A 15,356-nucleotide genomic window follows, 5' to 3' on the forward strand; every position below is an offset into this window, starting at 1 on the left:
CCCCTGCTGGACAGTGGCCCAGCCTAGCACCTGGGGTCAGATCCCTTTGCCCGGTGGGCAAAGGGATCTGACCCCATCGGAGATGTTCCGGCGGCACAAATAAAAAGCCCCGCTGACCAGGGGGAGGTCAACGGGGCCGGGGAACGGGCACTTGGGGAGGAGTCCCCGTTCCGAGATCTGCTCCAGGGGATGGGAGAGATCCACAACAGGCATTGCGCCTGTCGGGAGTTATAGAAGCACTCCGAACACTAACGGTTCGTGAAGGGACCCAATTTAATGAACCTCAATCAGGGCAACATTCATGATCGAGTCAGAAACATCTGATGAATGAATAGGTTCACGTCGTTTTCGGCCCGAAACACGGTCAGTGCGCTTCGTCCCAGTTGCTGCCGACGCCCGTATCAACCACCAGTGGCACCCGCAGTTTGGCCGCTTGCGACATGCGCTCGACTACCTGCAAACGCAACTCCTCGACGAAACTGCTTTCGGTTTCGAATACCAGTTCATCGTGCACCTGCAGGATCATCCGCGCCGGTGCACCACTGTCACGCAGCCACTGGTCCACCTCCACCATCGCGCGCTTGATGATGTCGGCGGCGGTGCCCTGCATCGGTGCGTTGATCGCGGCACGCTCGGCACCGGCGCGCAGGCCCTGGTTACGTGCATGAATGTCGTTCAGGTACAGGCGGCGGCCGAACAGGGTCTCCACAAAGCCCTGATCGCGGGCCTGCTGCCGCATCCGCTCCATGAAATCGCGCACGCCCGGGTAGCGGCTGAAGTACAGCGCCACGTAGTCCTGCGCCTGGCCGCGGTCGATGCCCAGGTTGCGGGCCAGGCCGAAGGCGCTCATGCCGTACATCAGGCCGAAGTTGATCGCCTTGGCGGCGCGGCGCTCGTTCGGGGTCACCTCCTCCAGCGTGCGCCCGAACACCTCGGCAGCGGTGGCACGGTGTACGTCGGCGCCCTGCTCGAAGGCACGCACCAGGCCCGGGTCCTCCGACAGGTGGGCCATGATCCGCAGCTCGATCTGCGAATAGTCGGCCGCCAGCAGCTGGAAGCCCTCCGGGGCGATGAACGCGCGGCGGATGCGGCGGCCGTCCTCGGTGCGGATCGGGATGTTCTGCAGGTTCGGGTCCGACGAGGACAGGCGGCCGGTCGCAGCGCCGGACTGGTGGTAGCTGGTATGCACCCGGCCGGTGTCCGGGTTGACCATCTCCGGCAGCTTGTCGGTGTAGGTGCTGCGCAGCTTGGCCAGGCCCCGGTAATCCAGGATCACCCGCGGCAGCTCGTGCTGGTCGGCAATCGCCTCCAGTGCCTCTTCATTGGTGCTGGGCTGGCCCTTCGGGGTCTTCACCACCGCCGGCAGCTTCAGCTCGTCGAACAGCACCGCCTGCAGCTGCTTGGGCGAATCCAGGTTGAAGCTGCGCCCGGCCAGCTCGGTGGCCTTCTGCTGTGCGGCCAGCATGCGCGAGGACAGGTCCTGGCTCTGCCGGCGCAGCTCGTCGGTGTCGATCCGCACACCGTTGGCTTCGATCGTGGTCAGCACCGGCACCAGCGGCATTTCGATGTCGCGATACACGCTGTCCAGTGCCGGCTCGGCCAGCAGCTGCGGCTGCAGCGCGTGGTGCAGGCGCAGGGTGATGTCGGCGTCCTCGGCCGCGTAGCGGCTGGCTTCGTCGATGCCCACCTGCGAGAACGGAATCTGCTTGGCGCCCTTGCCGGCCACGTCCTCGAACTTGACGGTGCTGTAGCCCAGGTAACGCAGGGCCAGCGAATCCATGTCGTGGCGGGTGGCGGTGGAATTGAGCACGAAGCTCTCGAGCATGGTGTCGTCGTGGTAGCCCTGCACGTCCACGCCGTGGCGGCGCAGCACATGCAGGTCGTACTTGCCGTGCTGGCCCAGCTTCTTCTTTGCCGGGTCCTGCAGCACCGGGCGCAGCGCATCCAGCACCTGCTGCATCGGCAGCTGCGGCGGCGCGCCCGGGTAATCGTGGCCGACCGGGATATACGCCGCCTTGCCCGGCTCGACCGCCAGGCTGATACCGACCAGGCGCGCACGCATCGCGTCCAGCGCATCGGTTTCGGTGTCGAAGCTGATCAGGTCCGCCTGCTGCAGGCGCTCGACCCAGGCCTGCAACTGTTCGGCCGTCAGCACGGTCTCGTACTCACCCGGCGCGGCCAGCGCCGGATCCAGCGTGCCGGCAGCCGGTGCCTCGGCGCTGCCCCGGGCGAAGCCGGCGGCGGTACCGCGCAGGCTCGGGGTGGCCTCGCTGGCGGCGGCCGGTGCCGGCAGCGGCGCACCCAGTTCCTTCAGCGCCTGGGTGAAGCCGTAGCGCGTATACAGCTCGGTCAGCTCCGGTACGTCCTGCTCGCGCAGGGCCAGCGTAGTCGGGCTGGCGTCCAGCGCCACGTCGGTGCGGATGGTCACCAGCTCGCGGTTCAGCGGCAGCCGCTCCAGCGCCGCGCGCAGGTTCTCGCCGATCTTGCCCTTCATGGTCGGCGCGGCCGCCATCACGCCTTCCAGGTGCTGGTACTCGGCCAGCCACTTGGCGGCGGTCTTCGGCCCGCACTTCTCCACGCCCGGCACGTTGTCGACGGTGTCGCCCATCAGCGCCAGCAGGTCGATGATCTGGTCGGCGCGCACGCCGAACTTGTCCATCACCGCCGCGTCCGAATCCATGCGGCTGCCGGTCATGGTGTTGACCAGCTCGATGCCCGGGCGCACCAGCTGGGCGAAGTCCTTGTCGCCGGTGGAAATGGTCACCTTCAGGTCCTGCGCCAGGCCCTGCAGCGCCAGCGTGCCGATCACATCGTCGGCCTCCACGCCGGGGATGCGCAGGATGCTGATGCCCAGCGCCTCGACGATGCGGCACATCGGCTCGACCTGGCTGCGCAGCTCGTCGGGCATCGGCGGGCGGTTGGCCTTGTACTGGTCGTACAGGTCGTCACGGAAGGTCTTGCCGGGCGCGTCGACCACGAACGCCACGTAGGCCGGGCGCTCCTTCAGCGTGGAACGCAGCATGTTGACCACGCCGAACAGCGCGCCGGTGGGTTCGCCCTGCGCATTGGACAGGGGCGGCAGCGCGTGGAACGCGCGGTACAGGTAACTGGACCCGTCGATCAGGACTAATCTGCTCATGCGCCGATTCTACGCGCCCGTGCCTGCACCGCGACGACACGGCGCGCACCCGGCGATGGGGCATAATCAAGGCTCTTTCCAGGCAAAGGCGCCGCCGATGAAGACCCTGATGCTGGCTTCCCTGCTCCTGCTCGCTGGCTGCGCCAGCATGGGTGGCGCGGGCGCTCCCCCGGTGGACGTCAAGGGCGCGGATGTGTCCAAGCGCACCATGGACAACGGTGACACGATCGAGGAATACCGCGTGTCCGGCCAGCTGCGCATGGTCAAGGTGACCCCATCGCGCGGTGCGCCGTTCTACATGTATGACAAGAACGGCGATGGCCGTTTCGACAACGACAAGGACGGCGTGTCGCCGGTGTACTGGAAGCTGTACAGCTGGTGATGTGACCGGGGGTCGGGTCCCTGCGATCCAGTAGATCCACGCCATACGTGGATGCCCCCCGGCCCCACAAAAAACAACGCCGGCGCGCATCCTGCGGCCGGCGTCGGGTCCCCTCCCCGGGAACGCTTGTATCAGCGGATGACCAGCACCGGCAGCGTGCTGCGTGCCAGCACTTCGGCGGTCTGGCTGCCCAGCAGCACACGGGTCACGCCACGGCGGCCATGCGAGGTCATCACGATCAGGTCGCTGTTGCGCTCGCCGGCGGTCTCGATGATGCCGTCAGCCGCATAGCGGTCCAGCACGTGCACCGGGTTGGCGGTAATGCCCTGCTCGGCGGCCTTGGCCAGCGCCGGCTGCAGCACCTTCTGCGCGCCTTCCTCGCGGTCGGCCTTGTACTCAGGGCTGTTCATGTAGCCCACGCTCCAGCCCATGGCGTCGTACATGCCGACGGCCCACGGCTCGGAAACGGTCACGATGTCGACCTCGGCATTGAGGTCCTTGGCCAGCTCCAGGCCCTTGGCCAGGCCCTTGTCGGCCAGCTCGGATCCGTCGGTGGCAATCAGGATGCGCTTGTACATGGTGGGGCTCCGTGGCGGTCTGCCAGATGGGAACACCACCATTGCACACCGGATGTGCAGGGCGCGCCTTGAGCAGGATCAATCCGGCGCCGCGCAGCGGCCTGTACGCACCACCAGCTTGCGTACCCGAACACTGAGGCGCAGGCTGGGTGGGCGGCGGCGCGCCGCCTTGGGAGAACCCGCATGCAGGACAGCAAGCCGACACCACCAAGAACGCTCAGGATCATCTTGTGGAGCCTTATCGCCGCCTTCGTACTGTTCTGCGGCGGCTATTACCTGGGCAAGGATCTGGCCCAGCGCGACAACGCCCGACAGTCAGCCAGCCAGCCGATAACCTGCTTCTATAGAGCCGAGCCATGCTCGGCTTCGGATGCATGAGCCGAGCATGGCTCGGCTCCACATTTTCCGCCCTCAAGCGATCTGCACCACGCGTGCGTTCTGGCACAGCGGGTAGCTGCCGACGAATTCAGCGATCGCATCACGCATCGCCTCGAACGATTCGCCATACATGTACAGCGCGGTCTCGGTCGGGCCCTGCCACCAGCTGCAGATCTCGCCCAGGCCGTCGATGTTCTCCGACAGCTGTTCGAACACGTGGTTGGAATCGCACTGTTCGTAGACGTCGTCCGGCAGGTTCAGGCCGTCCAGGTAGATGCCCAGGCCCTCGGTCACGCCGAAGCTGCGGTCGGCCTCGCCCGCACCCTGCAGCTGCGAACCCTTCGGTGCACCCAGCTGTTCCAGCAGATCGATCAGCTTCGGCACGCCGGCCGCATCGACCAGCGCTACTTCGATATCGCCGTACTCGACTTCACCCAGGTCGGAGATCGCGGTGCCGCCGCCGGTCAGCTCGCCCACCTGGGCCGCCTGCAGCAGCGCATCGAGCGGATCCTCGAACAGTTCGTGTCGATGCTCCGGCTGCAGCCGGGCGTTCAATTTCACGGTGACGTGCAGCGTGGGTTCGGTCATGGGGGCGTTCCTGGAAGATGTCAGGCCCCATTGTAGAGTCGAGCTTGCTCGACTGCCTTTGTAGAGTCGAGCCATGCTCGACTGCCTTTCCCACCAGAAGCCACCGAGCATGGGCTCGACTGTACAACACCGCGGTCAACGCAGAAACGGCGTGACCTTGCGTTTCAGCAGCTCCACCAGCACCGGGTCCATGTAGTCGTAGTCGTCTGGAATATCCAGGCAGATCACCCGCTTGCCGTTCAGCCATGCCTTGTAGCGGCTGGACAGCCGGTTGCGGTGCGCCTTCTCCATCACAAACACCAGGTCGGCCCACTGCAGCAGCTCGGGGCTGAGCACTTCGTCGGCATCGGCCAGCAACCCGGCCGAGGCGGTCTCGATGCCTGGCCAATCGGCAAACACCTGCTCGGCCGTCGGGCTGCGCAGACGGTTCTGGCTGCAGAGGAAGAGCACGTTGCGGGTCATGGATACTCGCCTTTGTAGAGCCGAACCATGCTCGGCAGCGTTTTCCGCACCGGGGTCAGAGCCCTCCCTGCGGGAGGGATCCGCCCCTCGACGGTGATCAGATCACCGTCAGGTTGGCATACGCCATCACCAGCCACTTGCTGCCGGCGTCGGCGAACTCGACCTGCACGCGGGCGTGGGCGCCGTTGCCTTCGTAGTCGGTCACCATGCCTTCGCCGAACTTCGGATGGGTGACCAGTGCGCCAAGCTTGATCGGCGGTGCCTCGATCGAGGCGTGGCCCATCACCCGGCTGGCGCCCATCGAGGCCGGCCGCGAGACCTGCACCTTCGGGCGCACTTCGTGCAGCAGCTCGCGCGGGATCTCGCGCAGGAAGCGCGACGGCAGGCTGTAGTTGTCCTGGCCGTGGATGCGGCGCGATTCGGCGTAGCTCAGCACCAGCTTCTGGCGCGCGCGGGTGATGCCGACGTAGGCCAGGCGGCGCTCTTCTTCCAACCGCCCACTTTCCTCCAGCGAGCGTGCGCTGGGGAACAGGCCTTCCTCCAGTCCGGCCAGGAACACCAGCGGGAACTCCAGGCCCTTGGCCGAATGCAGGGTCATCAGCTGCACGCCGTCCTCGCCCGCCTGCGCCTGGCCCTCGCCGGCCTCCAGCGCGGCATAGGCCAGGAACGCGACCAGCTCGTCCATGTCCTCGCCCACTTCCTCGATATCATCTGCCCGGCGCACGAAGCGCGAGGCCACCGAGACCAGTTCGTCGAGGTTGTCGGTGCGCGATTCGGAGTCCAGCGCGTTGCGGCTTTCCTTGCTCCAGTGCTCGCGCAGCTGCGAGCGGGCCAGCACGTGGTCCACGCGCTCAGCCAGGGTCATGTGTACGGTCTGCGCCTGCAGCTCGTTGACCAGCACCAGGAAGCCGGCCAGCGCATTGCGCGCACGTGCGGCCAGCGCGCTGCCCTGGGTGACCAGCATGGTCGCTTCCCACAGCGAGATGCCCTGCGCGCGCGCCTCGCGGCGCACCTCGTCCAGCGTGCGGTCGCCGATGCCACGCGTCGGCGTGTTGACCGCGCGCTCGAAGGCGGCGTCATCGTTGCGGTTGGACAACAGGCGCAGGTAGGCCAGCGCATCCTTGATTTCGGCACGCTCGAAGAAGCGCATGCCGCCGTACACGCGGTACGGCACCTGTTCGCTCAGCAGCGCTTCTTCCAGCGCGCGCGACTGCGCGTTGCTGCGGTAGAGCACGGCCACTTCGGTGTAGCTGCCCCCATCGCGCACCCATTGGCGGGCACGCTCGACGATGTAGCGCGCTTCGTCCATCTCGTTGTACGCCGCGTACAGGTCGATCGGCTCGCCGTCGCCGCTGTCGGTCCACAGCTGCTTGCCGATGCGGTCCGGGTTGTGCGCGATCACCGCGTTGGCGGCGCCGAGGATGTTGGCGGTGGAGCGGTAGTTCTGCTCCAGGCGGATGGTCTGCGCGCCCGGGAAGTCGCGCAGGAAGCCCTGCACGTTCTCGACCTTGGCACCGCGCCAGCCGTAGATGGCCTGGTCATCGTCACCGACCACGAACACGTGGCCGGAATCACCGGCCAGTACGCGCACGAAGGCGTACTGGATGGCGTTGGTGTCCTGGAACTCGTCCACCAGGATTTCGCGGAAGCGGACGCGGTAGTGCGCCAGCAGCGCCGGGTTGTCGCGTAGCAGTTCATGCGCGCGCAGCAGCAGCTCGGCGAAGTCGACCAGACCGGCGCGGTCGCAGCGTGCCTGGTACTCGATGTAGGCCTGGCGCATGGTTTCCAGCCAGGCGTCGTGCGGCTCGGGCTGGATGTGCTGCGGGCGACGGCCCTCGTCCTTCTGCGCGTTGATCCACCACGCGATCTGCTTGGCCGGGTACTTGCCGTCGTCCAGTTCCAGCGCCTGCACCACGCGCTTGACCAACCGCAGCTGGTCGTCCGAATCCATCACCTGGAAGCCTTCGGGCAGCTTCGCGTCCTGCCAGTGCAGGCGCAGCAGGCGGTTGGCCAGGCCGTGGAAGGTGCCGATCCACATGCCACGGCTGCCGTTGGGCAGCTGGGCATCGATGCGGTGGCGCATTTCGCCGGCCGCCTTGTTGGTGAAGGTCACCGCGAAAATGCCGTGGGTCGGCACGCCATCGACTTCATGCAGCCAGGCGATGCGGTGGGTGAGAACGCGGGTCTTGCCGGAACCGGCACCGGCCAGCACCAGGTGGTGGCCAGGGGGAGCGGAGACGGCTTCGCGCTGGGCCGGGTTCAGGCCATCAAGCAGGTGGGAGACATCCATGCCCCCATTTTACGGCATCGCCGTCGCGGCTCCTGCGACCACCTGGGTGGCCAGTGCCTGCGCCTGCTGACGCAGTTCAGGCACCGCCAGGCTTTCCCACAGGCTGCCGATGCGCAGGCTGCCAAGCACGCCCAGCCGTGCCTGCGGCTGGCCACCGGCGGCACACAGGCGGTCGCCCGGCACCGTGCTGTCCAGGCCCAGCCCGTGCGGGCCGGAGCGTGCCAGCCCATCAGCCTGCAGCTGCTGCAGCAACGGATTGCGCAAGGCACTGGCACGGGTTTCCACGCCGGTGGCGTTGATCACCCCGCCGATCGTCCACTGCTGTTCATTGCCCGAGGCATCGCGGCCGGACAGTTGCAGGGCATCGCCTTCGCGGCAGACGCGCTGCAGGCGGGACCGATGGATACGCAGTTGGCCGCTGTCCTGCAGGGACTGCAGCTGCGCGTCGACCTCTTCGGCGATGCGGTGGCGATGCACGTCCCAATAGCGCACCACATGGCGCAGGAAGCGGCGCTGGTCGGCCTCATCGAGGCTGCACCACAGCGCCTGCCCGTGCGGACGGATGCGGTCCATCACGCCCTGCCACGGCAGGCCGTCGGCCTGCGCCTGACGCGCGAACCCGCGCAATGCGCGCAAGCGCTGGCGCAGGTTCATCGGCAGTAGCGTGGCCGGGTCGAACGTGGGCAGGCCGCCATGCGCATGCGGCAACGGCAGCAGGCCATGGCGCGAGATCACGTGCAGCGGGCCGGTGTGGCCGGCGGCGACCAGCGCCAGCACGGTGTCGGCCATGCTCAGGCCGGAGCCGACAATGGCCACGGCCTGCTCGCCGGCCAGGGTGCGCACGCCGTCGTAGTCCCAGGCCTCGATCACATCGTCGGCAGGCAGCGCATCGGCACCGGCCACCGGCAGCGGGCGCATGCTGTTGCCCGTGGCCAGCACCGCCTGCGCAGCGTGCAGCGTGTGGCCATCGCCCAGCTGCAGGCGGTAGCCGCGGTCATCCGGCTGCAGGCCCAGCACTGGCTGCGCGATCACCTGCAGCTGCGCCGGGCTGGCCGCGGCGGCCTCCTGCAGGCGCTGCTGCAGGTAGGCCGCAAAATAGTGCCGGCACACGTAGCGCTCGCCCAGCACCTCGCGCGCCTCGCCCGGGTAGGCATTGGCAACCATCAGGTAGTCGAGGAAATCGCCGGGCTGGTCGGCAAACGCACTCATCTTCGCCGCCGGCACGTTCAGCAGGTGCTCGGGCCACGGTGTGGCATAGGCGATGCCCTGCGCCAGCTGCGAGGCCGGCTCAAAAATCGCCAGCACCAACGGCGCCTGGGCCTGGCGCAACACCTGGATCGCCACCAGCACCCCGGCCGCGCCGCCACCGATGATCGCCAGGTCCAGTTCGCCATTACGCGGTGAATCAGTCATGTGCTGATTGTAGGTCATCGGCGATGACAGGCCGGATTGCCGAAGTGGGCGGCCGGCCTTGCCTCACATCAACGCATCGGCCAAGCGTGCGATGCCTTCGCGGCTGCGCCGCCACGTGGGGCGGCTGCGCCACTGCTGCAGGTCCAGCTGTCGTGACTCGCGCAGGTAGCCGTCCTCGATCGCGCACAGCTGCTGGACCAGCGCGCGGTCGTAGCAGATCAGGCCGATTTCGGCATTCAGCGCGAACGAGCGGATATCCATGTTGATCGAGCCGAGCACGGCGATGTCCTCGTCCACGCTCATGTGCTTGGCGTGCAGGAACTGGGGTTCGTACAGGGCGATGCGCACACCACAGCGCAGCAGCTCGTCGTAGTACGCCTCCTGCGCCCACGAAGTCAGCCGCTGGTTGTTGCTGGCCGACAGGATCAGCTGCACGTCCACGCCGGACAACGCCGCAATGCGCAAGGCGCTCAGCGTGGCTTCGTCGGGCACGAAGTACGGGGTGACCATCACCAGCCGGCGCCGTGCCAGGTGGATCAGCGCCGCCACCGCATCGCGTGCGTTGCTGTAGGGATAGGCCGGGCCGCTGGGCAGCAGCTGGGTGGCGATGTCGTCGCTCCACTCGGGCACATCGGCGATCACGTCCAGGCGCTGGCCGGTTTCCATGTACCAGTCGCTGGCAAATACGGCCTCCAGATGCGCGACCGCCGGGCCACGCACGCGCGCCACCAGCTCGCGGTTCGGGTGGCCGGGCACGAACTGCGGGCCCGCCAGGTTCTGCGAACCGACATAGGCCACTTCGTTGTCGATCACCGCGATCTTGCGGTGGTTGCGCAGGTCCATGCGCCCGCTGCGGCGCCAGCGCAGGCCACCGGGCAGCATCGCGCGCACTTCGATGTCGCGCGCTTGCAGGCGCTTGCGGTAGGCGCGCAGGCCGCGCTTGGCACCGACCGCGTCGAGCAGCACGCGGCACTGCACGCCACGTGCGGCCGCACGCTGCAATGCCTCGGCCACCGCCTCGCCCACCGCGTCATCGAACATCAGGTAGTACAGCAGGTGCACGCGGTCTTCGGCCTGATCGATGTCGGCGATCAGCGTGTGCAGTGATTCGTCGTAGTCGGTCAGCAGGTCGACCGCGTTGCCATGCACCGGCATGAAGTCGCCTTGGCGCTGCACCAGCGGCACGATTTCGGCGCAGGCGGTGTCCGGCCGCGGGGTCCAGCGCAGGCGATGCTGCAGCGCCTGTTCCTCGCGGATGACCTGCGAGGCCTCGGCCTGGCGGCGGATGCGCTCACGCGACAGCCACGGGTGGCCGAACAACAGGTACAGCGGCAGGCCCAGCAGCGGCACGAAACCGACCAGCAGCAACCAGCTGCGCGCCGCACCAGGCGTGGTGCGGGTGGGGATCCAGCACAGCGCGACCAGCCGGATCAGCCAGTCGATCAGCAGCAGGTACGAACCCAGCAACCACTCGAACAGCATCGTGTCGCCCGTCGGGAGGTGATGGGCCATTCTGCCCACCGGCCTTTGTAGAGTCGAGCCGCGCTCGACTGCCTTGAACCCGCGTGTCGACCACGGTCGGCACCCACCATCCGGATGCCAGACATGAAAAAACCCGCCACAAGGGCGGGTTTCTTCGCGGGGACCAGCCATCCTTGCGGATTACTTGATCTTGCCTTCCTTGTACAGGACGTGCTTGCGCACGACCGGATCGTACTTCAGGAATTCCATCTTCCCCGGGGTGTTCTTCTTGTTCTTGTCCGTGGTGTAGAAGTGGCCGGTACCGGCCGAGGAAATCATACGGACCTTATCGCGCTTGCCTGCCATGATGCTTTACTCCTCAGACCTTTTCGCCGCGCGCACGCAGCTCAGCCAGAACGGAATCAATGCCGTTCTTGTCGATGGTGCGCAGTGCATGCGCGGAAACACGAAGCTTGACCCAGCGGTTCTCGCTGGCCACCCAGAAACGGCGCTCGTGCAGATTCGGCAGGAAACGACGACGGGTCTTGTTGTTGGCGTGCGAGACGTTGTTACCCGTCTGCACTCGCTTGCCGGAAACCTGGCATACGCGGGACATTGCGCACCTCGATAGTAGTAGTTGTCAGCCCGTAGCCCGGGAGACGGCGGCCTCGATGGTTGCCCACCACACGTCAAGAGAATCAAAGGGTTACGCTGGCGTTGGGCGGCCGGGGACGTGCTCCCGGGGGCGCCGCCCGGTAGAAAACCGGACACAGCGAGCCGCGCATTATGCACGGGTTCAAGCACTTGCGCAAGTTACCCACAGGCTGCGGCTGAACGCGACAGTGCCAGCCCTTCTCGCCAGCCTCCATACTGGCGCCGTCCACTGCGGAGCATTCCATGCGGCTGCTGGCCCTGACCTACGGAACCGAAGGCGATACACGCCCCCTGGCCATGCTCTGCCATGGCCTGATTGGCGCAGGCCACGAGGTGACACTGCTGGCCGACGGCGGCACCCTGGGCAGCGCGCGGGCGCTGAATGTGCCCCATGCGGCCCTGGAAGGTGACATCCATGACGAAGTGGTCGCACTGGTCTCGCGTGGCAACGGTGTCGCCGCCGCCAGTACCGGCCTGGCACGGATGGCGGTGCAGCATGTCAGTGGCTGGATGCGCCAGGCGGATGCGGCGGCCGAGGGTTGCGACGCGATTCTGACGGGTGGGCTGGCGGCCTTTGTCGGCATGAGCGTGGGCGAACACCGGGGTCTGCCGGTGATCGGCACCGGCATGATTCCGCTGACCCCGACGCGTGCCTTCCGCTCCCCGTTCCTGCCACCTGGACGATCGCCGGGCTGGTTGAACCGGGCCAGCTACGGTCTGGTCAACGGCCTGATCTGGCGACAGTTCCGCCGGCCGATCAACGAGGCCCGCAAGCAGCTGGGGCAATCGCCGCGCCGCTCGCTGTGGTCCGGCCTGCCGATGCTCTATGGCATCTCGCCACAGCTGCTGCCGCCACCGGCGGACTGGCCAGCCGACCACATCGTCTGTGGCCAATGGCGGCTTCCGGATGCCCCGTGGACACCCCCGGCCGGCCTGCAGGCTTTCCTCGATGCCGGCCCGCCGCCGGTCTACCTGGGTTTTGGCAGCATGACCGGCTTTGATCGCGATCGCGTGCTGCCGGCCTTGCTGCAGGCGCTGGCACCGCGGCGTGTCCTGCTGTTCCCCGGCTGGATGGGACTGCCTGCGATGACCTTGCCCGATTCGGTCTTCGTGCTCGGCCCGACGCCACACGAAGCACTGTTCCCGCATTGCGCACTCGCCATCCACCATGGTGGCAGCGGCACTACGCATTCGGCCTGCCGCGCCGGCATTCCCTCGCTGGTGATGCCGTTCGCCGCGGATCAGTTCTTCTGGGCCGATCGCCTGTATCGATTGGGCGTGGCACCGGCACCGTTGTCACCGAAACGACTGGATGCAGCAACGCTGGCAGCAGCCATCGCCTTCGCTGAAACCGAAGCAACACGCGCACGCGCGGCGGCTCTGGGCGTAGCGATGGGCGATGAGGACGGGGTGGCAGGTGGCGTGGCAATGATCGAGCGCTGGTTGCGGCCGATGTAACAGCGGCCAGGCCTCAACGCAGGTGCGGAATCACCTGGGCCAGCAGATGGGCATCCTTCAGCGCGCCGTGCAGGCCCCGGTTGCCGGGAATGCGCAGGCGCTGCAGCACATCGTCCAGCTTGTTGCCCTGGCCCGGCCAGCGCCCGCGCGCCAGCTTCAGGCTGCAGGTGATGCGGCAATGCTGGGCCAGCGTGCCGGGGATACCAGCCAGGCGCAGCTCGTTGTCCAGGAAGCCCACATCGAAGGTGGCGTTGTGCGCGACCATCTCGCTGCCGCGCAGGAAATCCAGCAGTTCAGCGGCCTTGCTGGAGAACAGTGGCTTGCCCACCAGCATCGCATCGCTGATGCCATGCACACGCTGCGCGCCCCAGTCGACCTTGCGCTGCGGCTGCAGGTAGGTGTGGAACTGACGGCCGCTGAGCTGGCCATCGATCAGTTCGACGGCACCGATTTCGATGACCCGGTGCCCCAGGCGGTAGGAGATGCCGGTGGTTTCGGTATCCAGTGCAACGATGCGGCTCATCAGGGACTGCGTTCTCCAGTACGTGCACGCGGATTTTCGCACGCGACCGATGCACTCACCCCAGCGTTTCCACCGCCCAGTCGATGAACACCCGCAGCCGTTGGCTCATGTGCCGGTTCGGCGGGAACATCACGTGCATCGGCATCGGCGGCAGCTGCCAGTCCTGCAGCACCGGCAGCAGCTCACCGCGCGCCACGTGCGGATCGGCCATGTAGCTGGGCAGCGCGACCACGCCCAGGCCGGCCAGCGCAGCGGCCAGATAAGCGTTTCCATCATCGAAGCCGACCGCGTAGCGGCCCTGCACCTCGGTGCGCTCATCGCCGCGCTGCGCACTGAACACCCGCGCCCGGCCACTGCGCGGGCTGAGGAAGCCAACCATGTGGTGATCGGGCCCGTCCAGCGCGCGCGGGTCGGCAGGCAACCCGAAGCGCTGCACATAGCCCGGGCTGGCGTGGAAACCGATCGGCAGCGCAGCCAACGGCCGTGCCACCAGCGCCGGGTCGGCCGGGGTACCGCCGCGGATCACGCAGTCGACGTTGTCGGCGATGACATCGACCTCGCGGTCGCTGACGCCGATGTCCAGCTGGATCTCCGGGTAGCGCGCCTGGAAATCCGGCAACGCCGGCACCAGCCGCAACCGCGCGTACGGCCCCGGCACATCCACGCGCAGGCGTCCGCGCGGTTGGGTGGCCGCGTCGCCCAGCCCGCCCTCCACCTCTTCCAGCTCGGCCAGCAGGCGGGCGATGCGTGGGTAATAGGCCGCGCCGTCGGCGGTGACGCTGACCCGCCGGGTGGTGCGGTTGAGCAGGCGCAGCCGCAGGTGCGCCTCCAGTTGCTGCACCAGCTGGGTTGCCGTGGTACGGCTGATCTGCAGGGTCTGCGCGGCGCGGGTGAAGCTGCCGGTTTCCACCACGCGGGCAAAGGCCCGCATCGCCTCGAAACGGTCCATGGCGGGCCATGATTGTTTGGGATTGGCAATCAATCTAGGCCGATCATCGCGGTTTATCCAGACAGCGGCGACGAGGAGGATGGCATTTTCTCCCACGGGATCTTCCCCATGTCACAGCGAGATGTCGTTTTCCCCGCCGGGCGCCAGGCCCTGTACGAACGCAACCGCTACTCGCCGGCGATCCGTTCCAATGGCTTCCTGTTCGTTTCCGGCCAGGTCGGCAGCCGCGAGGACGGCTCGCCCGAGCCGGATTTCGAAACCCAGGTGCGCCGCGCCTTCGAGAACCTCAACGCGGTGCTGGCCGCCGCCGGCTGCACCTTCGATGACGTGGTCGACGTGACCGTGTTCCTGGTCGATCCGGAAACGAACTTCGAGAAGGCCTGGGCGATCGTGCCCGGGTATTGGGGCGAGGCGCCGCACCCGACCCTGACCGGTATCGGCGTGACCTGGCTGTATGGGTTCCAGTTCGAGATCAAGGTGATCGCGAAGCTGCCCGCAGACCGGCGGTAGTGCCGGCCGCTGGCCGGCGATGTGTCGGGGGTCGAAAAGCGTGTCGACCAAGGTCGACACCCACCAGAGCAGAAGTTCAGCACCCACCAAGGCAGAAGGAGGCCCCCAAGTCGCCCACCTGAACGGGAGATTCCGACGGATTCCCGAGGTGGCCATTGATATTGTATCCGGCGAAAACCGCTTGCTAGCCTCCCCTCCATGCGCCGGATCACCCGCCAACTGCGTACGTACCTGATGATGCTGCTGATGGCGGCATTCGTGGTCGTGCCGGTGGCCGACGCACTGGTGTGTGCGGTGGAACCGCATGCCAGCAGCGCCCATGTCGAGTCCCTGGCGGACGATGCAGGCGACGACAGCGACAGCAAGCACACCGGTGCCTGCACGCATAACCACTGCCATCACTCCACGCTGAGCCTGCCAGCAAATGATTTCGCCGTCTTCGGTACGCCACTGCCGGCGCGCTGGATGAATGCCGGCGACGTGGCGACCTATGCGGTCGCCCAGGATGAATTGACACGTCCCCCCCGGGCGTGAGTTGAGCGCGTCCCGCAATCGCGGGCTCCCGTTTCAC

Annotated in this window: 16 protein-coding genes; 5 read left to right on the top strand and 11 right to left on the bottom strand. The window is 67.0% G+C overall.

The features are described 5' to 3' along the window. Positions 1-364 precede the first annotated feature (364 nt). Entirely contained in the window at positions 365-3,139 is a 2,775-nt protein-coding gene (gene polA, locus B9Y82_RS18215) for a DNA polymerase I (protein WP_100474751.1), read from the bottom strand. Between the two features lie 97 nt (positions 3,140-3,236). On the opposite strand from polA, the gene B9Y82_RS18220 reads away from it, so the two are divergent. Continuing rightward, positions 3,237-3,521 (top strand): DUF2782 domain-containing protein, encoded by a 285-nt coding sequence (locus B9Y82_RS18220; protein WP_100474755.1) that lies wholly within the window; start codon positions 3,237-3,239, stop codon positions 3,519-3,521. A 131-nt stretch (positions 3,522-3,652) separates the two neighbouring features. Here B9Y82_RS18220 and B9Y82_RS18225 read toward each other — a convergent pair whose 3' ends face one another. Beyond that, positions 3,653-4,099 (bottom strand): universal stress protein, encoded by a 447-nt coding sequence (locus B9Y82_RS18225; RefSeq protein WP_005411629.1) that lies wholly within the window; start codon positions 4,097-4,099, stop codon positions 3,653-3,655. 183 nt (positions 4,100-4,282) lie between these two features. On the opposite strand from B9Y82_RS18225, the gene B9Y82_RS18230 reads away from it, so the two are divergent. After that, complete coding sequence (locus B9Y82_RS18230) at positions 4,283-4,477, top strand: hypothetical protein (protein ID WP_100474759.1); 195 nt, start codon at positions 4,283-4,285, stop codon at positions 4,475-4,477. Positions 4,478-4,510: 33 nt separating this feature from the next. Here B9Y82_RS18230 and B9Y82_RS18235 read toward each other — a convergent pair whose 3' ends face one another. From B9Y82_RS18235 to rpmB, 7 genes are all read right to left on the bottom strand, one after another. Next, complete coding sequence (locus B9Y82_RS18235; RefSeq protein WP_100474762.1) at positions 4,511-5,065, bottom strand: hypothetical protein; 555 nt, start codon at positions 5,063-5,065, stop codon at positions 4,511-4,513. Between the two features lie 135 nt (positions 5,066-5,200). Continuing rightward, positions 5,201-5,527 (bottom strand): low molecular weight protein tyrosine phosphatase family protein, encoded by a 327-nt coding sequence (locus B9Y82_RS18240; RefSeq protein WP_100474765.1) that lies wholly within the window; start codon positions 5,525-5,527, stop codon positions 5,201-5,203. Positions 5,528-5,624: 97 nt separating this feature from the next. Continuing rightward, complete coding sequence (gene uvrD, locus B9Y82_RS18245) at positions 5,625-7,817, bottom strand: DNA helicase II (RefSeq protein ID WP_100474768.1); 2,193 nt, start codon at positions 7,815-7,817, stop codon at positions 5,625-5,627. Between the two features lie 9 nt (positions 7,818-7,826). Then, a complete protein-coding gene (locus B9Y82_RS18250; protein ID WP_100474772.1) occupies positions 7,827-9,248 on the bottom strand; it encodes an FAD/NAD(P)-binding protein in 1,422 nt (473 codons plus the stop codon). Between the two features lie 45 nt (positions 9,249-9,293). Then, positions 9,294-10,712 (bottom strand): cardiolipin synthase, encoded by a 1,419-nt coding sequence (gene cls, locus B9Y82_RS18255; RefSeq protein ID WP_100474775.1) that lies wholly within the window; start codon positions 10,710-10,712, stop codon positions 9,294-9,296. Positions 10,713-10,892: 180 nt separating this feature from the next. Next, positions 10,893-11,060: a 50S ribosomal protein L33 gene (rpmG, locus tag B9Y82_RS18260; protein WP_169411268.1), complete on the bottom strand. Its 168-nt coding sequence runs from the start codon at positions 11,058-11,060 to the stop codon at positions 10,893-10,895. A gap of 10 nt (positions 11,061-11,070) precedes the next feature. After that, positions 11,071-11,307, bottom strand: coding sequence for a 50S ribosomal protein L28 (gene rpmB / locus B9Y82_RS18265; protein ID WP_005411638.1), 237 nt, complete (start codon positions 11,305-11,307; stop codon positions 11,071-11,073). Between the two features lie 281 nt (positions 11,308-11,588). Here rpmB and B9Y82_RS18270 point away from each other — a divergent pair, with 281 nt between their 5' ends. Continuing rightward, entirely contained in the window at positions 11,589-12,803 is a 1,215-nt protein-coding gene (locus B9Y82_RS18270) for a glycosyltransferase (RefSeq protein ID WP_100474779.1), read from the top strand. A 13-nt stretch (positions 12,804-12,816) separates the two neighbouring features. On the opposite strand, the gene B9Y82_RS18275 is transcribed toward B9Y82_RS18270, so the two are convergent. Next, a complete protein-coding gene (locus tag B9Y82_RS18275; protein WP_100474782.1) occupies positions 12,817-13,326 on the bottom strand; it encodes a DNA polymerase III subunit epsilon in 510 nt (169 codons plus the stop codon). Between the two features lie 55 nt (positions 13,327-13,381). Beyond that, positions 13,382-14,275, bottom strand: coding sequence for a LysR family transcriptional regulator (locus B9Y82_RS18280; protein WP_100474786.1), 894 nt, complete (start codon positions 14,273-14,275; stop codon positions 13,382-13,384). A gap of 108 nt (positions 14,276-14,383) precedes the next feature. Here B9Y82_RS18280 and B9Y82_RS18285 point away from each other — a divergent pair, with 108 nt between their 5' ends. Next, positions 14,384-14,785 (top strand): RidA family protein, encoded by a 402-nt coding sequence (locus B9Y82_RS18285; protein WP_100474789.1) that lies wholly within the window; start codon positions 14,384-14,386, stop codon positions 14,783-14,785. A 198-nt stretch (positions 14,786-14,983) separates the two neighbouring features. Then, positions 14,984-15,319 carry a hypothetical protein gene (locus B9Y82_RS18290; RefSeq protein ID WP_100474792.1) on the top strand — a complete coding sequence of 112 codons (336 nt, stop codon included), beginning with the start codon at positions 14,984-14,986 and terminating at the stop codon, positions 15,317-15,319. Positions 15,320-15,356 lie beyond the last annotated feature (37 nt).

The sequence above is a fragment of the Stenotrophomonas maltophilia genome (genome assembly GCF_002799155.1).
Classification (GTDB): domain Bacteria; phylum Pseudomonadota; class Gammaproteobacteria; order Xanthomonadales; family Xanthomonadaceae; genus Stenotrophomonas; species Stenotrophomonas maltophilia_R.